The sequence below is a fragment of the Heyndrickxia coagulans DSM 1 = ATCC 7050 genome, assembly GCF_000290615.1.
GTDB lineage: Bacteria > Bacillota > Bacilli > Bacillales > Bacillaceae_C > Weizmannia > Weizmannia coagulans.
The window spans coordinates 61,758-82,204 of the sequence record NZ_ALAS01000057.1; the positions used below are offsets into that span (position 1 = coordinate 61,758).

At 48.6% G+C, this 20,447-nt stretch carries 21 protein-coding genes; 5 read left to right on the forward strand and 16 right to left on the reverse strand.

Annotated elements, in window-relative coordinates; genetic code table 11:
- The first annotated feature begins 459 nt into the window (after nucleotides 1–459).
- The 3 genes from IC21_RS02135 to yhfH all read left to right on the forward strand — a co-directional run bounded on the left by IC21_RS02135 (nucleotide 460) and on the right by yhfH (nucleotide 2,888).
- Nucleotides 460–666 carry a DNA-dependent RNA polymerase subunit epsilon gene (locus tag IC21_RS02135; RefSeq protein WP_019721914.1) on the forward strand — a complete coding sequence of 69 codons (207 nt, stop codon included), beginning with the start codon at nucleotides 460–462 and terminating at the stop codon, nucleotides 664–666.
- 4 nt (nucleotides 667–670) lie between these two features.
- Nucleotides 671–2,338, forward strand: coding sequence for a ribonuclease J1 (gene rnjA / locus IC21_RS02140; RefSeq protein WP_019721913.1), 1,668 nt, complete (start codon nucleotides 671–673; stop codon nucleotides 2,336–2,338).
- A gap of 415 nt (nucleotides 2,339–2,753) precedes the next feature.
- Entirely contained in the window at nucleotides 2,754–2,888 is a 135-nt protein-coding gene (gene yhfH, locus IC21_RS16035; protein ID WP_013858915.1) for a protein YhfH, read from the forward strand.
- Nucleotides 2,889–2,924: 36 nt separating this feature from the next.
- Here the strand turns inward: yhfH and IC21_RS02145 are convergent, their stop codons facing one another.
- The 11 genes from IC21_RS02145 to IC21_RS02195 form a co-directional block, all read right to left on the reverse strand.
- On the reverse strand, nucleotides 2,925–4,043 hold the full coding sequence (locus IC21_RS02145) for an N-acetyldiaminopimelate deacetylase (protein WP_013858914.1): 1,119 nt from the start codon (nucleotides 4,041–4,043) through the stop codon (nucleotides 2,925–2,927).
- A gap of 68 nt (nucleotides 4,044–4,111) precedes the next feature.
- On the reverse strand, nucleotides 4,112–4,822 hold the full coding sequence (gene dapD, locus IC21_RS02150) for a 2,3,4,5-tetrahydropyridine-2,6-dicarboxylate N-acetyltransferase (RefSeq protein WP_013858913.1): 711 nt from the start codon (nucleotides 4,820–4,822) through the stop codon (nucleotides 4,112–4,114).
- A gap of 60 nt (nucleotides 4,823–4,882) precedes the next feature.
- Nucleotides 4,883–5,773, reverse strand: coding sequence for a transcriptional regulator CcpC (gene ccpC, locus IC21_RS02155; protein ID WP_073193829.1), 891 nt, complete (start codon nucleotides 5,771–5,773; stop codon nucleotides 4,883–4,885).
- Between the two features lie 69 nt (nucleotides 5,774–5,842).
- Nucleotides 5,843–6,289 carry a cyclic-di-AMP-binding protein CbpB gene (gene cbpB, locus IC21_RS02160; protein WP_013858911.1) on the reverse strand — a complete coding sequence of 149 codons (447 nt, stop codon included), beginning with the start codon at nucleotides 6,287–6,289 and terminating at the stop codon, nucleotides 5,843–5,845.
- 166 nt (nucleotides 6,290–6,455) lie between these two features.
- A complete protein-coding gene (locus IC21_RS02165) occupies nucleotides 6,456–6,707 on the reverse strand; it encodes a YkuJ family protein (RefSeq protein WP_013858910.1) in 252 nt (83 codons plus the stop codon).
- A 332-nt stretch (nucleotides 6,708–7,039) separates the two neighbouring features.
- The gene (locus tag IC21_RS02175) at nucleotides 7,040–7,948 is read right to left on the reverse strand and encodes an acetamidase/formamidase family protein (RefSeq protein WP_029141714.1); all 909 of its coding nucleotides are present in this window, start codon (nucleotides 7,946–7,948) and stop codon (nucleotides 7,040–7,042) included.
- A gap of 22 nt (nucleotides 7,949–7,970) precedes the next feature.
- Nucleotides 7,971–8,735, reverse strand: a complete 765-nt coding sequence (gene fadH / locus IC21_RS02180; protein WP_029141713.1) for a 2,4-dienoyl-CoA reductase — start codon at nucleotides 8,733–8,735, stop codon at nucleotides 7,971–7,973.
- Nucleotides 8,736–8,867: 132 nt separating this feature from the next.
- Nucleotides 8,868–9,083 (reverse strand): hypothetical protein, encoded by a 216-nt coding sequence (locus tag IC21_RS02185; protein ID WP_017554758.1) that lies wholly within the window; start codon nucleotides 9,081–9,083, stop codon nucleotides 8,868–8,870.
- Between the two features lie 165 nt (nucleotides 9,084–9,248).
- Nucleotides 9,249–9,494 (reverse strand): EAL domain-containing protein, encoded by a 246-nt coding sequence (locus IC21_RS02190; protein WP_029141712.1) that lies wholly within the window; start codon nucleotides 9,492–9,494, stop codon nucleotides 9,249–9,251.
- The gene (locus IC21_RS16650) at nucleotides 9,472–9,615 is read right to left on the reverse strand and encodes a hypothetical protein (protein ID WP_155116784.1); all 144 of its coding nucleotides are present in this window, start codon (nucleotides 9,613–9,615) and stop codon (nucleotides 9,472–9,474) included. The genes IC21_RS02190 and IC21_RS16650 overlap by 23 nt, the downstream gene beginning before the upstream one ends.
- A 252-nt stretch (nucleotides 9,616–9,867) precedes the next feature.
- Nucleotides 9,868–12,984 (reverse strand): efflux RND transporter permease subunit, encoded by a 3,117-nt coding sequence (locus IC21_RS02195; protein ID WP_029141711.1) that lies wholly within the window; start codon nucleotides 12,982–12,984, stop codon nucleotides 9,868–9,870.
- 175 nt (nucleotides 12,985–13,159) lie between these two features.
- On the opposite strand from IC21_RS02195, the gene IC21_RS02200 reads away from it, so the two are divergent.
- Nucleotides 13,160–13,627 (forward strand): YkyB family protein, encoded by a 468-nt coding sequence (locus tag IC21_RS02200; protein ID WP_029141710.1) that lies wholly within the window; start codon nucleotides 13,160–13,162, stop codon nucleotides 13,625–13,627.
- Nucleotides 13,628–13,757: 130 nt separating this feature from the next.
- On the opposite strand, the gene IC21_RS02205 is transcribed toward IC21_RS02200, so the two are convergent.
- Entirely contained in the window at nucleotides 13,758–14,663 is a 906-nt protein-coding gene (locus IC21_RS02205; protein ID WP_118498782.1) for a chemotaxis protein, read from the reverse strand.
- A 236-nt stretch (nucleotides 14,664–14,899) separates the two neighbouring features.
- Here IC21_RS02205 and IC21_RS02210 point away from each other — a divergent pair, with 236 nt between their 5' ends.
- The gene (locus IC21_RS02210; protein WP_014095626.1) at nucleotides 14,900–16,054 is read left to right on the forward strand and encodes an aminotransferase A; all 1,155 of its coding nucleotides are present in this window, start codon (nucleotides 14,900–14,902) and stop codon (nucleotides 16,052–16,054) included.
- Nucleotides 16,055–16,254: 200 nt separating this feature from the next.
- On the opposite strand, the gene IC21_RS02215 is transcribed toward IC21_RS02210, so the two are convergent.
- From IC21_RS02215 to IC21_RS02230, 4 genes are all read right to left on the reverse strand, one after another.
- Complete coding sequence (locus IC21_RS02215) at nucleotides 16,255–17,118, reverse strand: NAD(P)-dependent oxidoreductase (RefSeq protein ID WP_029141708.1); 864 nt, start codon at nucleotides 17,116–17,118, stop codon at nucleotides 16,255–16,257.
- 135 nt (nucleotides 17,119–17,253) lie between these two features.
- A complete protein-coding gene (locus IC21_RS02220; RefSeq protein ID WP_019721901.1) occupies nucleotides 17,254–18,039 on the reverse strand; it encodes an SDR family oxidoreductase in 786 nt (261 codons plus the stop codon).
- Nucleotides 18,040–18,372: 333 nt separating this feature from the next.
- Nucleotides 18,373–20,094 carry a phosphoenolpyruvate--protein phosphotransferase gene (gene ptsP / locus IC21_RS02225; protein ID WP_029141707.1) on the reverse strand — a complete coding sequence of 574 codons (1,722 nt, stop codon included), beginning with the start codon at nucleotides 20,092–20,094 and terminating at the stop codon, nucleotides 18,373–18,375.
- On the reverse strand, nucleotides 20,094–20,360 hold the full coding sequence (locus tag IC21_RS02230) for a phosphocarrier protein HPr (RefSeq protein ID WP_013858895.1): 267 nt from the start codon (nucleotides 20,358–20,360) through the stop codon (nucleotides 20,094–20,096). The genes ptsP and IC21_RS02230 overlap by 1 nt, the downstream gene beginning before the upstream one ends.
- Between the last annotated feature and the right edge of the window lie 87 nt (nucleotides 20,361–20,447).

Below are 20,447 nucleotides of genomic sequence, written 5' to 3' on the forward strand. Positions count from 1 at the left end.
ATTTAAATCTGTACTATAAAAGCGGAAACGTTGCTGGAGAAGGTTTTCAGGAAAACCGGTTCCGCCGGGCCCGGGCGTTGTTGCAAACGCTGCCATTTTTTGCGGCAATTTTTCCCGGCCTGCCGGAAATTGTCATATTTTGGCGTGACGCTTCCGCCTTTTCCCTACATATAATAAAGGACAAGAATGAGCCGCACGCCTTTACAATATCCAAATTAATATTACAATAGAAGTAGGGAGTTGATCCACAATGTTAAAAAAGCTGAGGAAGAAGCTTTTAAAACAGTGGAAAGATATGCTGCGCAAAAAGTTAATCGCCTGAACTTTTGAATCCCTCTTTTCCAGGAGGGATTATTCTTTTCTTTATGAAAAAAGGCCATGAAAAAGTTGTGATATGCGCCATGATTTATATATAATAGAAAAAGTTACAATTGAAAACGGAGCAAGGAGAGATTAATCATGATTTACAAAGTGTATTACCAGGAAAATCCTGAAGAAATTCCTGTCCGGGAAAACACGAAGACGTTCTATATTGAAGCCGGATCGGAAAGGGAAGTACGCCAAAAGTTGAAAGACCGCCGAATCAACATTGAATACATCCAGCTGCTTGAGGGAAAATATCTTGAATACGAAAAGCAGCAGGATAATTTTAAATTAACGGAGTAACTGTATGAAATTTGTTAAAAATGACCAGACAGCGGTTTTCGCTCTCGGCGGATTGGGCGAAATCGGAAAAAACACTTATGGCGTACAATTTCAAGATGAAATGATTTTAATTGATGCAGGCATCAAATTTCCCGAAGATGAACTGCTCGGAATCGACTATGTCATCCCGGATTACACCTACCTCGTGAAAAACGCGGACAAAATCAAGGGCCTGTTTATCACGCACGGGCATGAAGACCATATCGGCGGCATTCCGTATTTGCTGCGCCAGATCAATGTCCCGATTTACGGCGGTAAGCTTGCACTCGGCCTTATTCGGAACAAGCTGGAAGAGCACGGCCTTCTCCGGCAGACAAAGCTGATTGAAATCAAAGAAGACGATGTGATTAAATTCCGGAAAACATCTGTCGCATTTTTCCGGACGACACACAGCATCCCGGATTCTTACGGCATTGTCGTCAAAACGCCGCCGGGTAATATCGTGCACACTGGCGACTTCAAGTTTGACTTTACACCGGTGGGCGAGCCGGCTAACTTAACGAAAATGGCCGAAATCGGAAAAGAAGGCGTGCTTTGCCTTTTGTCCGACAGCACGAACAGCGAAGTGCCGCATTTTACGATGTCAGAACGGCGTGTTGGGGAAAGCATCCAGGATATTTTCCGAAAAGTGGACGGGCGGATTATTTTTGCCACGTTTGCCTCCAATATTCACCGCCTTCAGCAGGTGACGGAAGCGGCTGTTCTGGCAGGGCGGAAAATTGCCGTGTTCGGGCGCAGCATGGAAGCGGCGATTGAAATTGGCCATGATCTGGGCTATATTCGCGCCCCGAAAGATACGTTTATTGACACACAGCAATTGAACCGCCTGCCGGCCAACCGGGTGACCATTCTTTGCACCGGCACCCAGGGCGAACCGATGGCGGCGCTGTCCAGAATTGCAAACGGCACGCACCGGCAGATCCAGATCCAGCCCGGCGATACCGTCGTCTTTTCTTCCTCCCCGATTCCGGGCAATACGACGAGCATCAACCGGACGATTAATTTGCTGTACCGCGCCGGCGCCGACGTTATCAGCGGCTCGCTGAACAATGTGCACACATCAGGCCATGGCGGGCAGGAAGAACAGAAGCTGATGCTGCGGCTGATCAAACCGAAGTATTTTATGCCGATCCACGGGGAATACCGGATGCTCAGGACGCATGCCAAGCTTGCCATTGACTGCGACGTCCCGGAAGAAAACTGCTTTATCATGGATAATGGCGAAGTGCTGGCGCTCGGCCATGACACCGCAGAAATTGCCGGCAAAATCCCGTCCGGCTCTGTCTATATCGATGGGAGCGGCATCGGCGATATCGGCAATATCGTTTTGCGCGACCGCCGCATCCTCTCTGAAGAAGGGCTCGTCATTGTCGTTGTGGCTATCAATATGAACGAGTTTAAAATTGCATCCGGCCCTGATATTATTTCAAGGGGCTTTGTGTACATGCGTGAATCCGGCGATTTGATCAACGAAGCGCAAACAATCATCACAAAGCACTTGAATAAAGTAATGGAACGAAAAACGACGCAATGGGCAGAAATCAAAAACGAAATAACAGATACGCTGGCGCCGTTTTTATACGAAAAAACGAAACGCCGGCCGATGATTATGCCGATTATTATGGAAGTTTAAAAAAGGGGCATTCTGCTAGGAAGCCGCCAGAAAGTCCAAACGAAAACAAAAAACGGCGGGGCACCACCATTCAGCGTGTCCCGCTGTTTTTTTGCATCTTTAAAACACACTTTTTCAGCGCCTCCGTTATCGGGGTGCTTTTTTGTATGCCTGTTTGAAAGGCCCGGCATTTTGCAGGGGAAAATGCTTCCCGAATTTTTTCCTCCCGCCTGAAAAGAATTTTTTATTTTTTTGCAAAAAGGACTGTACAAAACAAATTTTAGGGTATATACTGTATTATAACAGAAAGATAAATGATTTGTTGTTATAAAACATACTTTTTTGCCGCGACAGCCCGGGCCCGGCATTGCGGCATCATCGATGGTTTTATAACAGCCGATATGATTCCAAACACGAAAAAGGAGATGGATGAAAAATGATGATGAGCCCAGTTGAATTTTTCAAAACATTGCCTGCGAAACAATGCCCTGAATGCGGCCAGCCGATTGAAGAACAAGCAGAATCGTACATGCTGGAATGCGACCATTGCCTTTCCAAAAAAGAGGAATAGCGCCGCAAAAAAAAGAAGGGGTGCCCCCCTTCTTTTTTACTGCAACGATAAAATATAGGATACCATCAAATCGGCAGCGGTCCTGAGCGCACGTTCATCCGGCGCAAATTTGGCATGATGCAGCCCGTATGGAGACCCGACCCCGAGCCAGAACATAAAGCCGGGGATTTCTTTCAGCATATAGCCGAAATCCTCCCCTGTCAAAGCTTCCCTGCATTCATGCAGGTGCGCTCCGCCGTAGCTTCGGACAAAATCCATAAAGCGGGCGGTCTCTTCCGGATGATTGAACACCTGGTAATAATTGCAGCCGTAATCAATTTCCGCCCGGCACTCAAAACCAGCCGAAAGCCCGCTTGTGATTGCTTCAATCCTGTGCTTCACTTTTTCCATGGCTTCGCTTGATAACGTGCGGATCGTCCCTTCAAGGCGCGCATGTTCCGCGATTGCATTTTGAACCGTGCCGCCAGTGATTTTCCCGATGGTCACCACTGCGCTGTCGAGCGGGTCGATATTGCGTGAGATAATGGACTGGAGCTGGGTCACCAGATGGGCCGCCGCCACCACCATATCCTTTGTATGCTGCGGATAGGCCGCATGCCCGCCCTTTCCTTCCAGGTCAATATACAGTTCGGATGTATTGGCAAACAGCAGCCCCTTTTTTACCGCTACCGTGCCGGCCGGGTATTCCGGCGCAACATGAAGCGCCATCACAAGGTCCGGCCGCCATTCATTGCGCAGCACTTCTTCTAGCATCGCTTCCGCCCCTCCAGGCCCTTCCTCTGCCGGCTGAAAAATAAAGATCAGATCATCCTTAACGGGCCGGCTTGCAAAATGCGATAAAATCCCGAGTGCGATCGCCATATGAAAATCGTGGCCACACGCATGCATGTTTCCTTCGTGTTCCGATTGAAACGGGAAGCCTGTCTCTTCTTTGATCGGCAGGCCGTCTATATCCGTCCGGTAACCGATCTTTTTTTTGGGGCGGGTCCCCTTTACTTTTACAAGCACCCCGGTTTTCCATGTTTTCACTTCAAGATGGCCTTTCGGCAAACGCGAAATAAAATCAAGGATGTACCGCTGTGTTTTATGCTCCTGATATCCGAGCTCGGGAATCCGATGCAGATCCCGCCTGATGGCAATCAAATTCGTTTCCATATCCAGCCCTTCCTTTCCGGTATGGCAAAAAAGGCCGGGCACCGTTTTTTGGCACCCGTCCTTCCGGCTTACAAATTTCTAAGATCTTTCATGATTTCGGTTTTGGATTTTGTTTTTTCGTCAATTTCTTTGATCACTTTTGCCGGAATGCCTGCAACAACGGTATGCGGTGGCACATCTTGCGTGACGACCGCACCGGCTGCCACAACCGCCCCTTTTCCGACGCGTACGCCTTCCAGGATCACAGCATTCGCTCCGATTAATACATCATCCTCAATGACAACCGGATTTGCAGAAGGCGGTTCAATGACCCCGGCAAGCACGGCGCCGGCTCCGATATGGCAGTTCTTCCCGACTGTTGCCCGGCCGCCTAAAACGGCGTTCATGTCGATCATCGTGCCTTCTCCAATAACGGCACCAATATTGATCACGGCCCCCATCATAATGACGGCATTATTGCCGATTTCAACACGGTCACGGATCGTGACGCCAGGTTCAATACGGGCGTTGATTCCTTTTAAATCGAGAAGCGGAATGGCCGAGTTGCGGCGGTCATTTTCCACGACATAATCCGCGATTTTGCCACGGTTTGCTTCCAGCACGGCCGAAATCTCTTCCCATTCGCCAAAGATGACAGCCATGCCGCCGCCTGCGAAAACGCGGGCTGACTCACCGAAATCAAGGCCATCGACATTTCCCTTCACATATACTTTTACAGGTGTTGATTTTTTGCTGTTTGCTATGAATGAAATGATCTCATTTGCATCCATCATGTCCATATGTATGCCTCCTGACAGCTGATTCGCCGATAAATGTGATAGTTTGCGCATATGTTCATTTTAAAGGATATGGGGCTGTGCCGCAATAAATTCACGCACCACTTTTACAAAAGCGCGGACCTGCTTCAATTGAAACGCGGCGTCATAACCGAGGAGCCATGTGTCGCGTTTCAGCGGCTCCCCGCCTTCCCCTTTGAGCGGAATTTTGTGCAGATGGCGGATTTCCGCCCCGTCCAGCGTGATCGCAGGCAAAATCGCATAACCGATGCCGTTAAAAACCATTTGCTTGCACGTTTCGATCTGGTCCACTACGATTGTTTGTTTCGGGGAAGTTTGAAACTCGCGGTGCCACCAGTCCATCATTTCCTGATAATAATTTGAATCGCTTTTAAACTGGATAAACGGCCGGTCGGCAGCCGGCAGCTTTTCAAGGGTGTCAATTTCCTGGTCCACGAGAAAGAGCTGGTCTTCAAACAAATGGATTTTCGTGCTTTTCCATTCATTCAAACCGCGGACAATGCCGATATGGACTTCATCTTCGTAAATGGACCGCAAAATTTCACTGCTCCAGCCCGTGACAAGCGAGATTTTTGCATCCGGATATTTTTCAACGAATGTTTTCAGCACTTTCGGCAGCCAGTTTTGGCCGACGATCGTGGCGCAGGCGATTTTTAATGTCCCGTGCACTTTTGAGTCGAGCGTGCGGATGGCTTCCCGCACATTTTCTTCCTTTTCGAGCATTTCATTGGCGAGCTGGATGACCAGTTCCCCCTCAGGCGTTATGATCAACCCTTTTTGCGTGCGGAGAAACAATTGCGCCCCCCACTGCCTTTCAACCGACTGCAGCCTTTGCGACAAGGCCGGCTGCGATACAAACAGGCGTTCAGCTGCCTTCCGCATATTTAACTCCTGTGCTAAAACAGACAGTAACTGGCACTCCGAAAAATTCATGTTAACCCCAATCCGTTTTCTTTGGTTTATGGAAAAACGGACCGCGCAGCCATTTGCGCGGTGCCGCCGCTAAAAATGATTCAATTTATGAATATGATGGTTCAATTCTTTCAGAAGCGAGCGCCTTGTAAAAATGCCAGCAAAAAATCCTTCATCGTCTTCGACACATAAAAAATTGTGGTCAACAAGCCAACGCAACGCTTTTTCAAAATTGTCATGCACATTTAGCCGCGGAATGTCCGCCTTCATGACCTGTTCCACCTTAATCTCGCCCAGTTTTTCAAATTCAATCCGTTCCAGCCCCAAAATGGAATCGGTGATCATCGCGGAACTGATCAGGCCGTGCAGCCGGTAGCTGGCGTCCAAAACCGGAACAGCGGCATACCCGCTTTTCGTCAGCACGAGCAAAGCATGTTCCAGGCTGTTTCCAACCTGCACATGGGCCACTTTTTCAGACGGGATCATAAAATCCATGATTTTCGGTTCAAGAAATTCCTGGCTCTGCAATGAAATCATCTTGCAAAAATCTCCTTTTCTTCCGTATTTTCAGGTACAAAACCTTCAAGAGGAGATGCTTATTTCGTTTGCCGTTGATGCATGATGAATCACTACTATTTTATCATAAACAGGGCTTGATTGACGAAAGAAAAACGCCCGGCTTTATGCCGAGCGAAAAAATTTTTTAACTATCAGAGCCTTCCTGGACGATATCAAAAATTTCGATGGCGGCAATATCCAGGTCGTCAAACTGGTACTTGCTGGCGTGTTTCTGCCCGTCGAATACTTCCAGTTCAAACGTTCCGGTTTGTGGAAAAAATTTCACCTGGCAGAGCGCCTTGCCGTTCACTTCAAAACGCCGTTGCTGGACTTCCCCTGTATCTTTTGCTTCCTGCATCGCCTGCAGCCTTTGGATAATACCTAATAATTGAGACATAATGGACTCCTTTCGACGAACGTGAGTGCCGGTTTTGAATAACGGCATTCACCCTTTTATTCACACAAATGATAACCTGTCCCATTCGAATTTTACAGTAAAACCTTCGCTTAGAAAAGGGAGCGGCGGCAAATTTTTTCATTTTGTGCCGTTTCTGTCCTTATTTTATCCGAAATCGGGGAAGACCTTGTACCATTTTTTCGATTTGTCCCGCAGAAAAACCCCCTGCTTTAAAAGAAGCCGCTGAAAAGGCCAAAAGAAAACATAAAAACGGCGAGACACCGCCATTTAGTGCCTTACCGTTTCTTGAATACTTTTCCAGTGCCCTGCATTTAAAGCAGCGGGCCCGGCGCGAACAAATCGGGCAAAACAGCTTTCGGCACGGCTATTCTGACCGTCACAAGCGGATTTACAATCTGGCTGATTTCAAGGGAGCATGTGGCGCTCAAAAGCCTGTAGGCATCATTAAACCCGAGCCCGAATGCAGCCCGGAACCTGTTTGCAGCCGCCCGCATCCCTTTTTTCGCCGCCGCTTCCAGGGTTTCTGCCGATGAAATCAAAAACCATGTCTGGCTGGTTTCAACGGCCGGCATGCCGATGGCGGGAGCGCCGGCCAGTTTCGTGCATTGCAGGGTGACTTTACCGCCAATTTCCACGCCTGAACCATCCAGTTCCCCGTCCCCCATTGCGGCGTGAAGATCGCCGAGCGCAAGCAGGGCGCCGTCATGGAAAACGGGGAGGTACAATTTCGACCCCGCCGTGATCCATCTCGTATCCATATTGCCGCCATGGTCTCCGGGTATTTCACAAAGCACTGCGCCTTTTTCCGGGGCAACGCCGATGACGCCGATCATCGGGGCAGCCGGAAAGTGAAGGCGGCTGTTAAACTGGATGTTACCGTCCTTTACGCGGATGATGCGCGTATCGGTTTCTTTTACCTCTTCGCCGAGTGCCCCCATCCCGGGGTAAAGCACCATGACACCGGCTTCATCCAGCTCAATATTTTGAATGTCGACACAAAGGATGTCGCCTTTTTTCACGCCTTCGATCTCAATCGGGCCGGTCGCCGGGTTTATAAATGGAATGTCCACTTCCGTCCTGAGCTGGCTTTCCGAGGTGATTTTTCCGCCGTAGCAATCAAACGTCTCCACGGCAAACGTTTCGTCCAGCCGGACTTTGTAAGCCGGCTTGTTTTCCGCTGAAAAATGGGTAATAAAATGTTCTTTTTTTAGTTGCTGCATAATCCGCTCCTTTCGCGGCCGTTTAAAAAGGATGCTGATTCAGCCACTGGCCGCCGTCCATTGTAACCACTTCTCCATTGATATATGCGGCATGGGGCGAAAACAGGAAAAAAGCAAGTTCGGCAATTTCTTCCGGCGTTCCGAGCCGCCCGAGCGGGACACTGTTTAATGTCCTTTGGGCCGCTTCTTCCGATTCCCACAGCTTGCCCGCCCCGCCTGTTCTTTCAATCGGGCCGGGCGCGATCGCATTCACGCGGATGCCGTATTTTTTTCCCCATTCCACCGCAAGCGTACGTGTTAAGGATAACACACCCGCTTTTGCCGCTGCTGAATGGGCAACGCCAGCTCCTGCCCCCCAGGCATAAGTCGCGACCATATTGAGGATGCTCCCTTTGATCTTTTTTTCTATCCAGTAGTTTCCAACTGCCCGGGAACAATAGAATGTCCCGTTTAAAACAATATTGATGACCGCATTCCAGCCGTTTACCGATAATTTTTCCGCCGGGCAGATAAAGTTTCCGGCGGCATTGTTGACAAGAAAATCAATGTGCCCGAATTTTTTGTCTGTCTCTTCCACCATTCTCTCTACATCTTCCGGCTTCCGGACGTCCATTTGCACCGTGAAGATATCGGAATGGTAACGGAGCAATTCCGCTTTTGTAGCCCTTAATTTTTCTTCATCTCTTCCTGTAATGACAACTTTTGCTTCCGACTGCGCAAATTTAGCCGCCATTGCCTTCCCCATTCCGCTTGAACCGCCTGTTACGATGACAACTTTTTCTTTCATTAACCTTCTCCCCTTTCATGAATGATCAGCCATTCATTTTATATAAAAAAATTCAACGGCTTCGGCAAACTGCCAGATACCGTCGCAAACTATCCCGGCGCCCCGGCCAAGGTGCTTCCAAGGCGTATGAACCTAAGAATCTTTTTTTAATTTTAATAAGGACTCATGCAGCTTCGTTAATGCCCGGATGATCGTTTTCTTGCGGTTATAGCCTTTTACCACAACCGTCAGGCCGTTATATTCCGCAAACACCTGCCCCCAGGCACTGTCACGCAAAAATCCGAAAACGTAAATTTTAATATATCCAGCCTCAGCCGGGATAAAAATCATGTCCATTCTTTCGCTCATTTTGAACGCTCCTTCCGTGTCCAAAAATGCGGCCCGGATTCCGGCTGGCACCGAAAACGATAGAAAGAGCCGTCTTGGTGAAGTACTTTTTTCTATACCATACCATACAATGTACCATTAGTCAGGGAAAAAGAAAATACGTTTTGACAATTTAACGGACGGATTTTACACAAACAGCTGCTTTTCCACTTCTTCGGCGAGGACAGGCCGGCTGAAGAAATATCCTTGCGCTTTCTGGCAGCGGGCCGATTGCAAAAACTTCACCTGCCCTTGTTCCTCCACCCCTTCCGCGACGACTTCAAGCCCGAGCTGGTGGGCGAGATGGATGATCGTTCTTGTAATGGCCGCGTCTTTTTGGCTGTTTTCCAGTTCCCGGACAAAAGACTGGTCAATTTTTAAACGTCGGCCCATTTTCCACTTTCAAAACACTGACCGTCTCGGAAAGCTTGGAAAGAAAATCCCGGCTGAAAAAAATATCAATTGGCAGTTCCTGGAGTTTCTTTGTTTGTTCTTCAGCTTTCGAATTGTCCATAATATCATCCTTTTTCTCATCAAGAAAATGCTTGCTGATGCTGAAAATTCAGGTAAAAAGTATATTTCTATTTTACAGGGAAATGTACGAAAAGCATAGTTGAAATACAAAAAAACGGGGCGGAAAGTGCGGGCGGGAAATCCGGGCCCGTTCCTTTCCGCCTGGCCGGCCATCCATTTGCCGGGTCCCGCAGCCGTTCGCTTGCCTTTCATGCTCTTCATTACCGGAAGTGATCCGCCCATCCGCCCCTTTTTACTCCTGATTTGCGATAAAGGGCCACCAATTTGCCTTGCCAAGCATTTTTACAAGCACCGGCACAAACAAAGGCAGCATGATCAAAGCATAAAACAGAAGACCAGTAAGTGTAAGGGTGGCAATTTGCAGCAACGATAAAACGCCGGACGGCATCATTGCCGCAAAAGTGCCGGAAAGAATGACTTCTGCGGAAAGAATAACGGTTCCCATCTTTTTCATCGCAAGCAAAATTGCTTCTTTTGCAGGCAAATGCTGGTATTCATTGAACCGTTCCATCAAAAAGATGGAGTAGTCGGTGCCAAGCGCGATTAAAATAACAAAACCGAAGAACGGCACCGCCCAGCTGATACCCGGGTAGCCAAGCAGATGGACAAAAATGGCCTCCGTCAAACCGGCGGATGCAAAATAGGTGATAAGAAGGGATGCCAGCAGATAGAGCGGCATGACGATTGACCGTAAGAAAATCATCAGCACGGCAGCCACCCCGATCAGCATAAAAGTGACAGTACGCGCGTAATCCGCTTTTGACATCTTATCCAAATCGCGATTGATGCTTGACACGCCGCCGATCCCGATATGGGCATTTTCCAATTTTGTCCCCTTTACAGCGTCTTTTAACGCCCGGTTGATATGGCCAATATCCGCCATTGCCCTGTTGGAATACGGGTTTTCAGTTAATATCAGATGAAAAGTCACCATTTTTCCGTCTTTCGAAATATAATGGCCCAGCGCTTTCTGATAATCCGCATTTGAAAGCAGGGCATCCGGAATATAAATGCCGGACTGTTCCATACTTGTTTCATCCGCCAAATCATTCAGATAAGAACCGGCATCGTACAACCCGGATTCGATTTTCCCGAGTCCTGCCGCGCTTTTATCAAGGCCGGCGGAAAGCTCATTCATATGGGTTCCGAACGTACTGAGGCCGGTTTTCAGCTGTGCCTGGCCGTCCGTGATCCCCTGAATCCCTTTTTGCAGCGCCGGGATTTTCCGGATCACTTCGTTCTGGCCTGCTGCAGTCTGGTTCAAACCGGTTTCAAGCTGATCAAGCCCGTTGATGATCGGCGTAAACCCGTCAGCAAAGCGGCCAAGCCCGGCGGAAATAGCTGAAAGTTTTGCGTCCACGCTTTCCAAAGTTGCTGTGACGGTGTCAATCTGGCGGTACAGGCTGGCAATTGTATCATTGCCATTGCCGGTGCCGAGCCCGAGCTCATTCATCGCCTGCTGCACTTTTTGGAATTGCGGGTCGTGCGCCGCTTCAGGATTGTCTTTTAAAAACGCCCGGTAAGCCGCTTGCAGGGAGCCGATCTGCTCCGGAACATCAGCTGGCAACTGGTCCGTTTGGCTGATAAACTGGCGGATGCCGGACTGGACGAGTTGGTATTTTTCATACAGCTGGTTAAAGCCGGACTGCAGTTCCCTTGCCTGCTGCTGGGCGTTTTTTACCCCGCTTTTCAGTTCGTCCGCGCCCGCGGAACCGTTCCGGATGCCTTCTTCAATCCGGCTTAGCGAGTTTGACAAATTCCCCATGCCGGCTGAGATTTTTTCGGAACCGGCCTCCAGCTCCCCGATCCCGTCGGTTGCTTCTTTAAACTTTGATTTGGCGTTTTCCAGAGAACCGGATGCCCCCGTTAATCCTGATTTGATTTTCTGAATGCCGTTATGGCTTTTTTCCAGCCCTTCGCCCAATGTTTTGGCTTGGTTTTTGACATAAATTTCTTTCATCACCGAACCGTCCGGCCTTGTCGCGCTTTGAACTTGTGCAACATGCGGGACTTTATCCAGATCCGCGCTGATTTTCTCGATTAAAGCGAGATAGTCTTTTGATTTGACAGACTCGTCATTTTCGAGGACGACTTCGACCGGCATCGCTTTCCCGGCGCCGAAACTGGCGGCAATGATGTTGAACGCTTTTACGGAATCGTAGTTGTCCCCGAGTTCATCAAGTGAATTGAAAGACAGCTTGCCGTTATAGCTGATCAATAGCGGAACCATGATCACCGCCACAATCGCAAGGGAAAGAAACGGCCTTGCCAGCGCAAAAAGGCCGGCCCGTTCCCAAATTTTGCTTTCATGTTGGGAAATGTCCCCGCGCACAGGCCAGAACAGCCCTTTCTTTAACACAGCCATAAAAAACGGCACAATTGAAAACAAGGCAAGCAGCAAAACGGCTACCCCGACCGCAACGGCGGAAGCGGATTGGTACAGTTTAGAACTGGCAAGCCCGATCGAGGCAAAACCGATCAGAACGGCAATACCGCTGAACAGCACCGTTTTCCCGGCCGAACGGTAAGTCGCAAGAATGGCCGCAACTGTTTCTTTGCCATCCGCCAGTTCTTCCTTAAAGCGGCTGAGCAGCAAAATACAATAATCCGTGCCAATCCCGAACAAAACGGCAACGAGAAAAATTTGCGTAAAATTTGAAACCGGAAAATCTAGCTTGTCGACGAGTATCGCAACGATAAACTGGCTGACAAGATAAGAAAGCCCGACCGTTAAAAGCGGAATGAGCGGCGCGACGATTGAACGGTACACCAGCACAAGGACGGCTAGGATGAATACAATCGTAATCGCTTCTGTTCTTTTCAAGCCCGCCTGCGAGCTGTCCGTGACATCCTCATTGATCAGCCTGTTGCCGGTCATCATCACCTCGACGCCCGGCGTTTTTACCGCTTTCTGCAAAGCCGCGCGCACTGTTTTAAAAGACTTTCCTCCCGGATCCACGCTGGCAATGGCCATCACCGTTTTTCCGTCTTTGGAGACAAGCTCACTTTTAAGGGCCGGCTCGTGAAAATGAGTTGTCAGCTCCATAATCGCATATTGTTTTTTATTTTTTTCCAGCCGTTCAAGCGTGCCCCGGATACGCCCCATCTCATGGCCGGATATTTTCACCCGGTCATGGAACACGATGATGACGCTTGTACCGCGGTTTTCTGTCTGCTGGTGCCGGCTTTTGATTTCAGCCGCCCGTTGCGAGGCATAGCCTTCCGGAACCTTAATCTGGCCTTTTTCCCTGAGTAATGGTTCCATTGCCGGCGCTTTCCATGCCAATAAAATGCTGATCATTGCCCATACTAAAACAACAATCCATTTCAACTGCACCAATCGCTTCATGAACTGGTTTCCTCCCAGACTTGTGATCGCATAACTCTTGAACCATTATAAAACAAACGGCTGCAGAAGTATGTAAAAAAATGGGCATTTTTATGTTGCTTTCTTTCCAAAATAAACGAAAAGTAGTATAATTGACTAAAAAGTAACATGATTAAAAACGAAAGGAGTTCTCTATTTGAATTCGCATAAACCTGCTCCATTACAACCTACAATCGAAAACCTCTCTTATGCTGTATTCACGGTCAATCGCCATGCGAAAACCGCAACCAACCCAAAATTTCTGTACCTGTTAAAGAAAAAAGCGCTCGAAAAAATGGTCCGGGAAGGGAAAGCGCTGAAAGTCGGGCTCCACTTTTCCGAGCATCCGAAGTACAGCCAGCAACAGTCTGATGTGCTTGTAAAGTGCGGTGATTATACGTTTCATATTCCGCCGTCAAAAGACGATTTTAAAAACCTCCCCCATCTCGGCTACCTGGACCATAAAACAAGGAACCCGAAATGCCGCATGCCTTTAAGCCAGGCAAAGCAACTGCTTGAACGGTATACCGGGCTCACGGAAAAACAGCAGCAACCGGGGCAGCCCCGCACCGGCAGGAAAAATTGCAAACCGGTTTTCAAAAAACTGGGCGACTCCTTTTTCTAAAGGATGGCCGCAGCAAGTGCAAGCCAAATAATGGAAAAGCCCCAAACCGGGTAAAGACCCCGCCCGGGATGAATAATGATACGCAACCATGCAGGAAAGCCCTCCGCGATTGGCCGGGGGCTTTTCTGCGTTACAGCACTTTTTCGTCCATCGCAAGGATCAGCTGGTTGATTTCAGGCTTGCTGATTTGGGCATCGGCGCCGACCATTTCCCCTTTATGCCTCAAGGCATCCGTGATCAGCGATGAGAAAATGATCACCGGCAGCACTTTTAAGGCAGGGTCTTCTTTTATTTTTTTCGTTAAATGGTGCCCGTCCATTTGCGGCATTTCAATATCCGTAATCACAAGCTGGACTTCATCCTTTATCTCTTTTCCGCTTTCTGCAATCCCGGATAAATATTCGTATGCATCTTTCCCGTTTTCAAAAAACGCAATTTGTTCATACCCGGCTTCAAGCAGCGTATCGCGGAGCAATTCCCTGAGCAGGCCGGAATCTTCCGCAATCACAATCCGTTTATTGTTCCGCTCCCGCTTTCCAAGCTTTTTGACTTCTTCCACCCGGATCGTTGCTTCCGGGTTGATTTCCGCAATCATTTTTTCAAAATCAAGCAGTAAAATCATCGTGTCTTCTTTCTTTACTACGCCGATCACCTGTGTATCGGTGCCTGCATACATCCCGGACGGTTTTTCAATTTGATCCCAGGAAAACCGGTGGATTTTTGAAACATTGTCCACATGAAAGACGATTTTTTGCTGGTTGAACTCCGTCACGATAAATTTGTCATCCTCGCCCGTTTCCGGCGGATGCCCAAGTACTTTGCGCAAATTGACAACCGGCAGTATTTCCCCGCGCAGCTGGATAATCCCTTCAATATTTGGATGGGCGTGCGGAATGGTGGTGACCGCAGCCGGCATGATAATTTCCTTCACTTTAATGACATTGATGCCGTAATGATTTTGTGCGACAGAAAATTCTACAATCTCAACTTCATTTGTGCCGCTTTCCAGTAAAATATCGTGCTCCAGACTCATCATTTTTTGCCCCCTCGTTCTAAAACGTATGAAAATCCGGCGCAGAGCATTTTTGCACTGCCCGGTTTTCAATATTTGCCCACATGAATTATATCGGCAGATGGACCGGAATTTTTCACCTGAAAAAGGGCAAACGGAAAAGATTGCTTTTTCACAAATGTTTAAGCGTGGTAAGATTAAGAAGAACAGGACATACATATTTGATGAAAAGCAATCCGTTAAAGGGGAGGAAACCGGTTTTGGAACATTTACTGAACCCGCATGTACAGGAAATTGAAATATCCGGCATCCGCAAGTTTTCAAACATGGTTGCCGGAATCGAAGACATGGTCTCATTTACAATCGGCCAGCCCGATTTTAAAACGCCGGAACATGTCAAGCAAGCTGGGATCCGTGCCATTGAAGAAAACAGGACAACCTATACCCACAATGCCGGCGACCTTGCTTTGCGCAAGGCTGCAGCACAATTTGTCAAAACGAAATACAACCTGTCTTATAAACCGGAAACGGAAGTCATAGTCACAATCGGCGCCAGCGAGGCGATCGATATTACGCTCAGAACCGTATTGACGCCCGGTTCCGAAGTTATCCTCCCCGGGCCTGTTTACCCGGGGTATGAACCAGCCATCCGCCTGTGCGGAGCCGTTCCGGTGCATGTAGACACAAGGGCAAACCGGTTTAAGCTAACCGCAGATCTCATCCGCCAGGCTATTACAGCCAACACGAAATGCATCATTTTGCCGTACCCTTCCAATCCGACTGGGGTGACGCTCGAAAAGGCGGAATTGCAGGAAATCGCAGACCTGATCCGCGGCCGTGATATTTTTATTCTTGCCGATGAAATTTACAGCGAGTTAACGTACAATCTGCAGCACGCCTCGATCGCTTCGTTTTTGCCGGAGCAGACCATTGTCATTAACGGCGTCTCAAAGTCCCACTCGATGACCGGCTGGCGGATCGGCTTCGTGTTTGCGCCGGAATGGCTCACAAAGCATGTTTTAAAAGTCCACCAGTATAATGTGTCGTGCGCGCCTTCCATTTCCCAGATGGCGGCGCTTGAAGCGCTGACAGCCGGCATCGATGACGCACACGCCATGAAAAAGGAATATGAAAAACGGAGAGACTATGTATGCAAGAGGCTGGATGAGATCGGCATCGGGTATGTGAAACCGGACGGGGCTTTTTACGTATTCGCGAAGGTGCCGGAAGCGTTGAAGCGGTCCTCTTTCGATTTTGCGGTCGATCTGGCAAAACAGCAAAAAGTCGCGGTTGTCCCAGGCAGCGCTTTTTCAAAGTACGGCGAAGGCTGGTTCCGGATGTCCTACGCATGCAGCATGGATCAGCTCGAAAAAGGGCTTGCGCGCATGGAAAAGTTTGTTGCAAACCTATCCTGAAACGATGCGCCGGCTGATTCTCATTTTTCCCGCTGGTGCCGCATTCAAGCGCAATGGGCATCATACTAAAAATGAAATATATTTTCATTCCTTTGCTGGCGCCGCGTTCGCCTAAGGAATAGAAGCCTGCGTTAAACCATACTGGCTTCCCGCCCGCATAAAACTAAAACAGCCCGCCGGCATATGCCGGCGGGCAAACTTTACTTGGACCAATATTTAATCAATGCTTGTGTGCCGCTGTTTTCTTCGCCTTTTGCGGCCAGTTCTTCATATAATTTTTTGCTGAGTGCAAGCCCCGGCAGGTCAAGCCCCATTTTTTCCGCTTCATGAAGGGCGATTTTCATATCTTTAATAAAATGCTTGATAAAAAAGCCCGGAGAATAATCGCCCGCAAGCATCCGCGGAACAAGATTGGACATTGACCAGCTTCCGGCTGCCCCGGCGCTGATGGATTTGAGCACTTTTTCCGGATCGAGCCCTGCTTTTTGCGCATACACAACCGACTCCGTCACGCCGATCATATTGGAGGCTATGGCAATCTGGTTGCACATTTTTGTATGCTGGCCGGATCCCGGGCCGCCCTGCAGCACGATATTTTCCCCGAGTACGTGAAAAACCGGTTTTACTTCTTCAAATACCGATTTGTCGCCGCCTGCCATAATCGTCAAATTGCCTTTTTGCGCCCCAATATCGCCGCCGGAAACCGGTGCATCGAGCGCCTTCACCTGTCTTGCTTTCGCCGCTTCATAAATCTTTTTGGCAAGGGTCGGCGTGGAAGTGGTCATATCGATCAGGATTGTTCCTTCTTTCGCCGCGCCAAGCAGTCCGTTTTCACCGAAATACACTTCTTCCACATCGTGCGGATAGCCGACCATCGTAATGACGATATCTGATTTTGCAGCCGTTTCCGCCGGCGTGCTGCACCATTCGGCTCCCGCTTTGAGAAGCGGCTCCGCCTTTTCTTTTGTACGGTTATAGACAAAAAGCGGATACCCTGCATTCCGCAAATTTTGCGCCATGTTCCGGCCCATTACGCCTAACCCGATAAATCCGATCTTTTTCATCCTAGCTCCCCTTTCTTCGCAAATAAACAAAAAAACCTGCATCACAGCAGGCCAAAAGCAAACATGGGGGTTCAAGGAAGAAAACAATCTTTCCTCTAATTTATACCCCGCATGCCCTGCTTTAAACCTGACAGATTAAATCGATTTGACTTTTCCGCCGTCGATCAGGAAGCTGCTTCCGGTAACGTAGGAATTGGCTTCTGAAGCCAGAAACGCAACAAACCTCCCGAATTCGTCCGGTTCGCCGTATCTGCCGAGCGGAATCGACTCCAGTTCCTTTGCCTGGACTTCTTCCATCGATTTTCCGGTTTTCTCCGCTGTCACTTTGTCAAGATGTACAATCCGGTCCGTTGCAATTCTGCCCGGGCCGACCGTATTCACAAGGATTTGGTACGGGGCAAATTCTTCCGCCAGCGTTTTCGAAAGTCCCACAATGCCCGTCCGGAACGTATTCGACAAAATCAGCCCCGGGATCGGCTCCTTAATGGATGAAGAGGCAATGTTGATAATCCGGCCGCCGTTTTTCTTTAAAAGCGGCAATGCTTCCCTGATGATGCGTATGTACGAAAGCAGATTCAGTTCGAATGATTTTTGCCAGTCTTCATCCGCCATATCTTCAAAACTTCCGGCCGGCGGTCCCCCTGCATTGTTGACCAGTATATCCAGCCTGCCGAATGTATCCCGTGCTTTTTGCACCATGGCGCGGATATCTTCCGGATGGGTAATGTCTGCCCGGATATACGCCACTTTCCCGGTGCCGCAAGCGGATAATTCTTCTTTTGCCGCCTGCAGTTTTTCTTCATTCCGGCTTGTAATGAGGACATCTGCGCCTTCCATTACAAGTTGTTTGGCCACCGCTTTCCCGAGCCCCTGGCTGGAAGCGACAACAAGGGCGGTTTTGCCTTTCAACCCTAAATCCATTCAAAATCCCTCCCTGTATCTTTATGTTCACAAAAGCCTGTCTTCATTATAAACGATTTTTCCCCGTCCATGCACGATAAAGCTTCAAACCGGGTTCCCCTTCATTTTCCCGCAAAAAAGAACATCCGGCGTTTTGATGTGCGGTCCGCCAAAGCCCAATTCAAAAAAAGCCGAATGGCAAAAGCCACTCGGCAAAAATAGGGGGAAAAATGAGAAAGAAACGATATACATCCGGTATTGTAACAATACTGGATACCAATCCTACCCTTAATACTGGGCTGGTTTATATATACCCGCTTCCTTCGCACCTAAACCTGTTTTTGAAAAAATTTTCTATGCTTTTGAAAGAACTTTTTTCACGTGTTCCTTTACTTCTTCATTCGTTGTGAAGTTCAAAACGTCTTCTGCAAGTTTTTCCATATCCACCTTATTCAGGTTCCTGATTTGAGAACGGGCCCTTAAAATCGAAGAAGCGCTCATTGAAAATTCATCAAGGCCAAGGCCGAGCAGAATCGGAATGGCGATTTCGTCTCCGGCCATTTCGCCGCACATGCCGGCCCATTTGCCTTCTTTGTGCGCCGCATCAATGACGCGTTTCACAAGGCGTAATATGGCCGGGTTATACGGCTGGTACAAATACGAAATATGTTCGTTCATACGGTCTGCAGCCATCGTGTACTGGATCAGATCGTTTGTGCCGACACTGAAGAAATCGACTTCTTTTGCAAACAAATCAGCCATTACGGCAGTGGAAGGAATTTCAACCATAATGCCGACTTCGATATGATCTGCAACCTGCACGCCTTCCTGGATAAGCTTTTCTTTTTCTTCCAAAAGAATCGCTTTTGCTTTTCGGAATTCATCCAGATTGGAAATCATTGGGAACATAATTTTCAGGTTGCCGTATGCGCTCGCGCGGAGCAACGCACGCAGCTGGGTGCGGAAAATATCCTGTCTGTCCAGGCACAAGCGGATCGCACGGAAGCCGAGGAACGGGTTCATTTCTTCCGGAAGCGGCAAGTACGGCAGTTTTTTGTCGCCGCCGATATCAAGCGTACGGACCACAACCGGCTTGCCTTTTAAGCCTTCAAGCACCGCTTTATAGGCTTCAAACTGCACTTCTTCTGACGGAAGCTCGTCCCTGCCCATATAGAGGAACTCTGTACGGTACAGGCCGACGCCTTCCCCGCCGTTCCGGATCACGCCGTCGAGATCGTTCGGGGTGCCGATATTGGCAACCAGTTCAACCGTATGGCCGTCTTTCGAAACGGATTTTTCATTGACCAGCTTCGCCCATTCGGCTTTTTGCCGTTCAAACTGTTCCTGCTTTTGTTTGTATTCATCGACAATTTCAGGTGTCGGATTGACATAGACATCGCCGCTGTTGCCGTCCACGATGACAAGGTCGCCATTTTGGATATCCTGGATCGCCGTTTTCGTCCCGACGACTGCCGGAATTTCCAAAGAACGCGCCATAATCGCAGAGTGGGACGTACGCCCACCGACATTTGTTGCAAACCCTTTTACATACTGGCGGTTCAACTGCGCCGTATCAGAAGGGGTCAAGTCTTCAGCAATGACAATGACTTCTTCCGAGATCATGCTCGGATTCGGAATTTCCACCTTCAGCAGATGGGCCAGAATCCGTTTTGTCACGTCGCGGATATCCGCCGCACGTTCGCGCATATATTCGTTATCCATTTGTTCGAACATGGTCACGAACATATCAGCAACTTCTTTCAATGCGTATTCCGCATTGACCTGGTCATCCCTGATTTTATCCTGGACTGGCATCAACAGTTCCGGATCTTCCAAAACGAGCAAATGCGCATCAAAGATCGCTGCTTTGTCCGCCCCCAGCGCCTTCATTGCATGCTCCCTGATCGCCTGCAGTTCAGACTTGGATTCAGACACAGCAGCATTAAAGCGTTTCACTTCATCTGAAACATTCTGGACAGGCCTTTTTTCAAAAGACAAATCCGGTTCTACCAGACGATATGCTTTTGCGATGGCAATCCCGTTGGATGCTGCTATACCTTTTAAAATGGTTGACATTATTCGCCCAGACCCTCTTTTTTCATTAATTCAGCCAGAGCGTTCAATGCATCTTGTGCATCGTTGCCTTCTGCAGAAATGGTAATATCGGCGCCTTTGCCGATTCCAAGGGACATAACCCCCATGATCGATTTCAGGTTCACTTTCTTATCCTTATACTGCAATTGGATATCTGAATCGAATTTGCTTGCCGTTTGTACGAGCAATGTAGCAGGACGTGCGTGGATTCCTGTATCTGCTGTTACTTTAAATTGTTTTTCAGCCATGGGTAGAACGACTCCTTTTCTATAATATAGTTCTAAAAATAATGCACTGTACATTTTTCGTCAATATTATCAACCATCTTCATACAA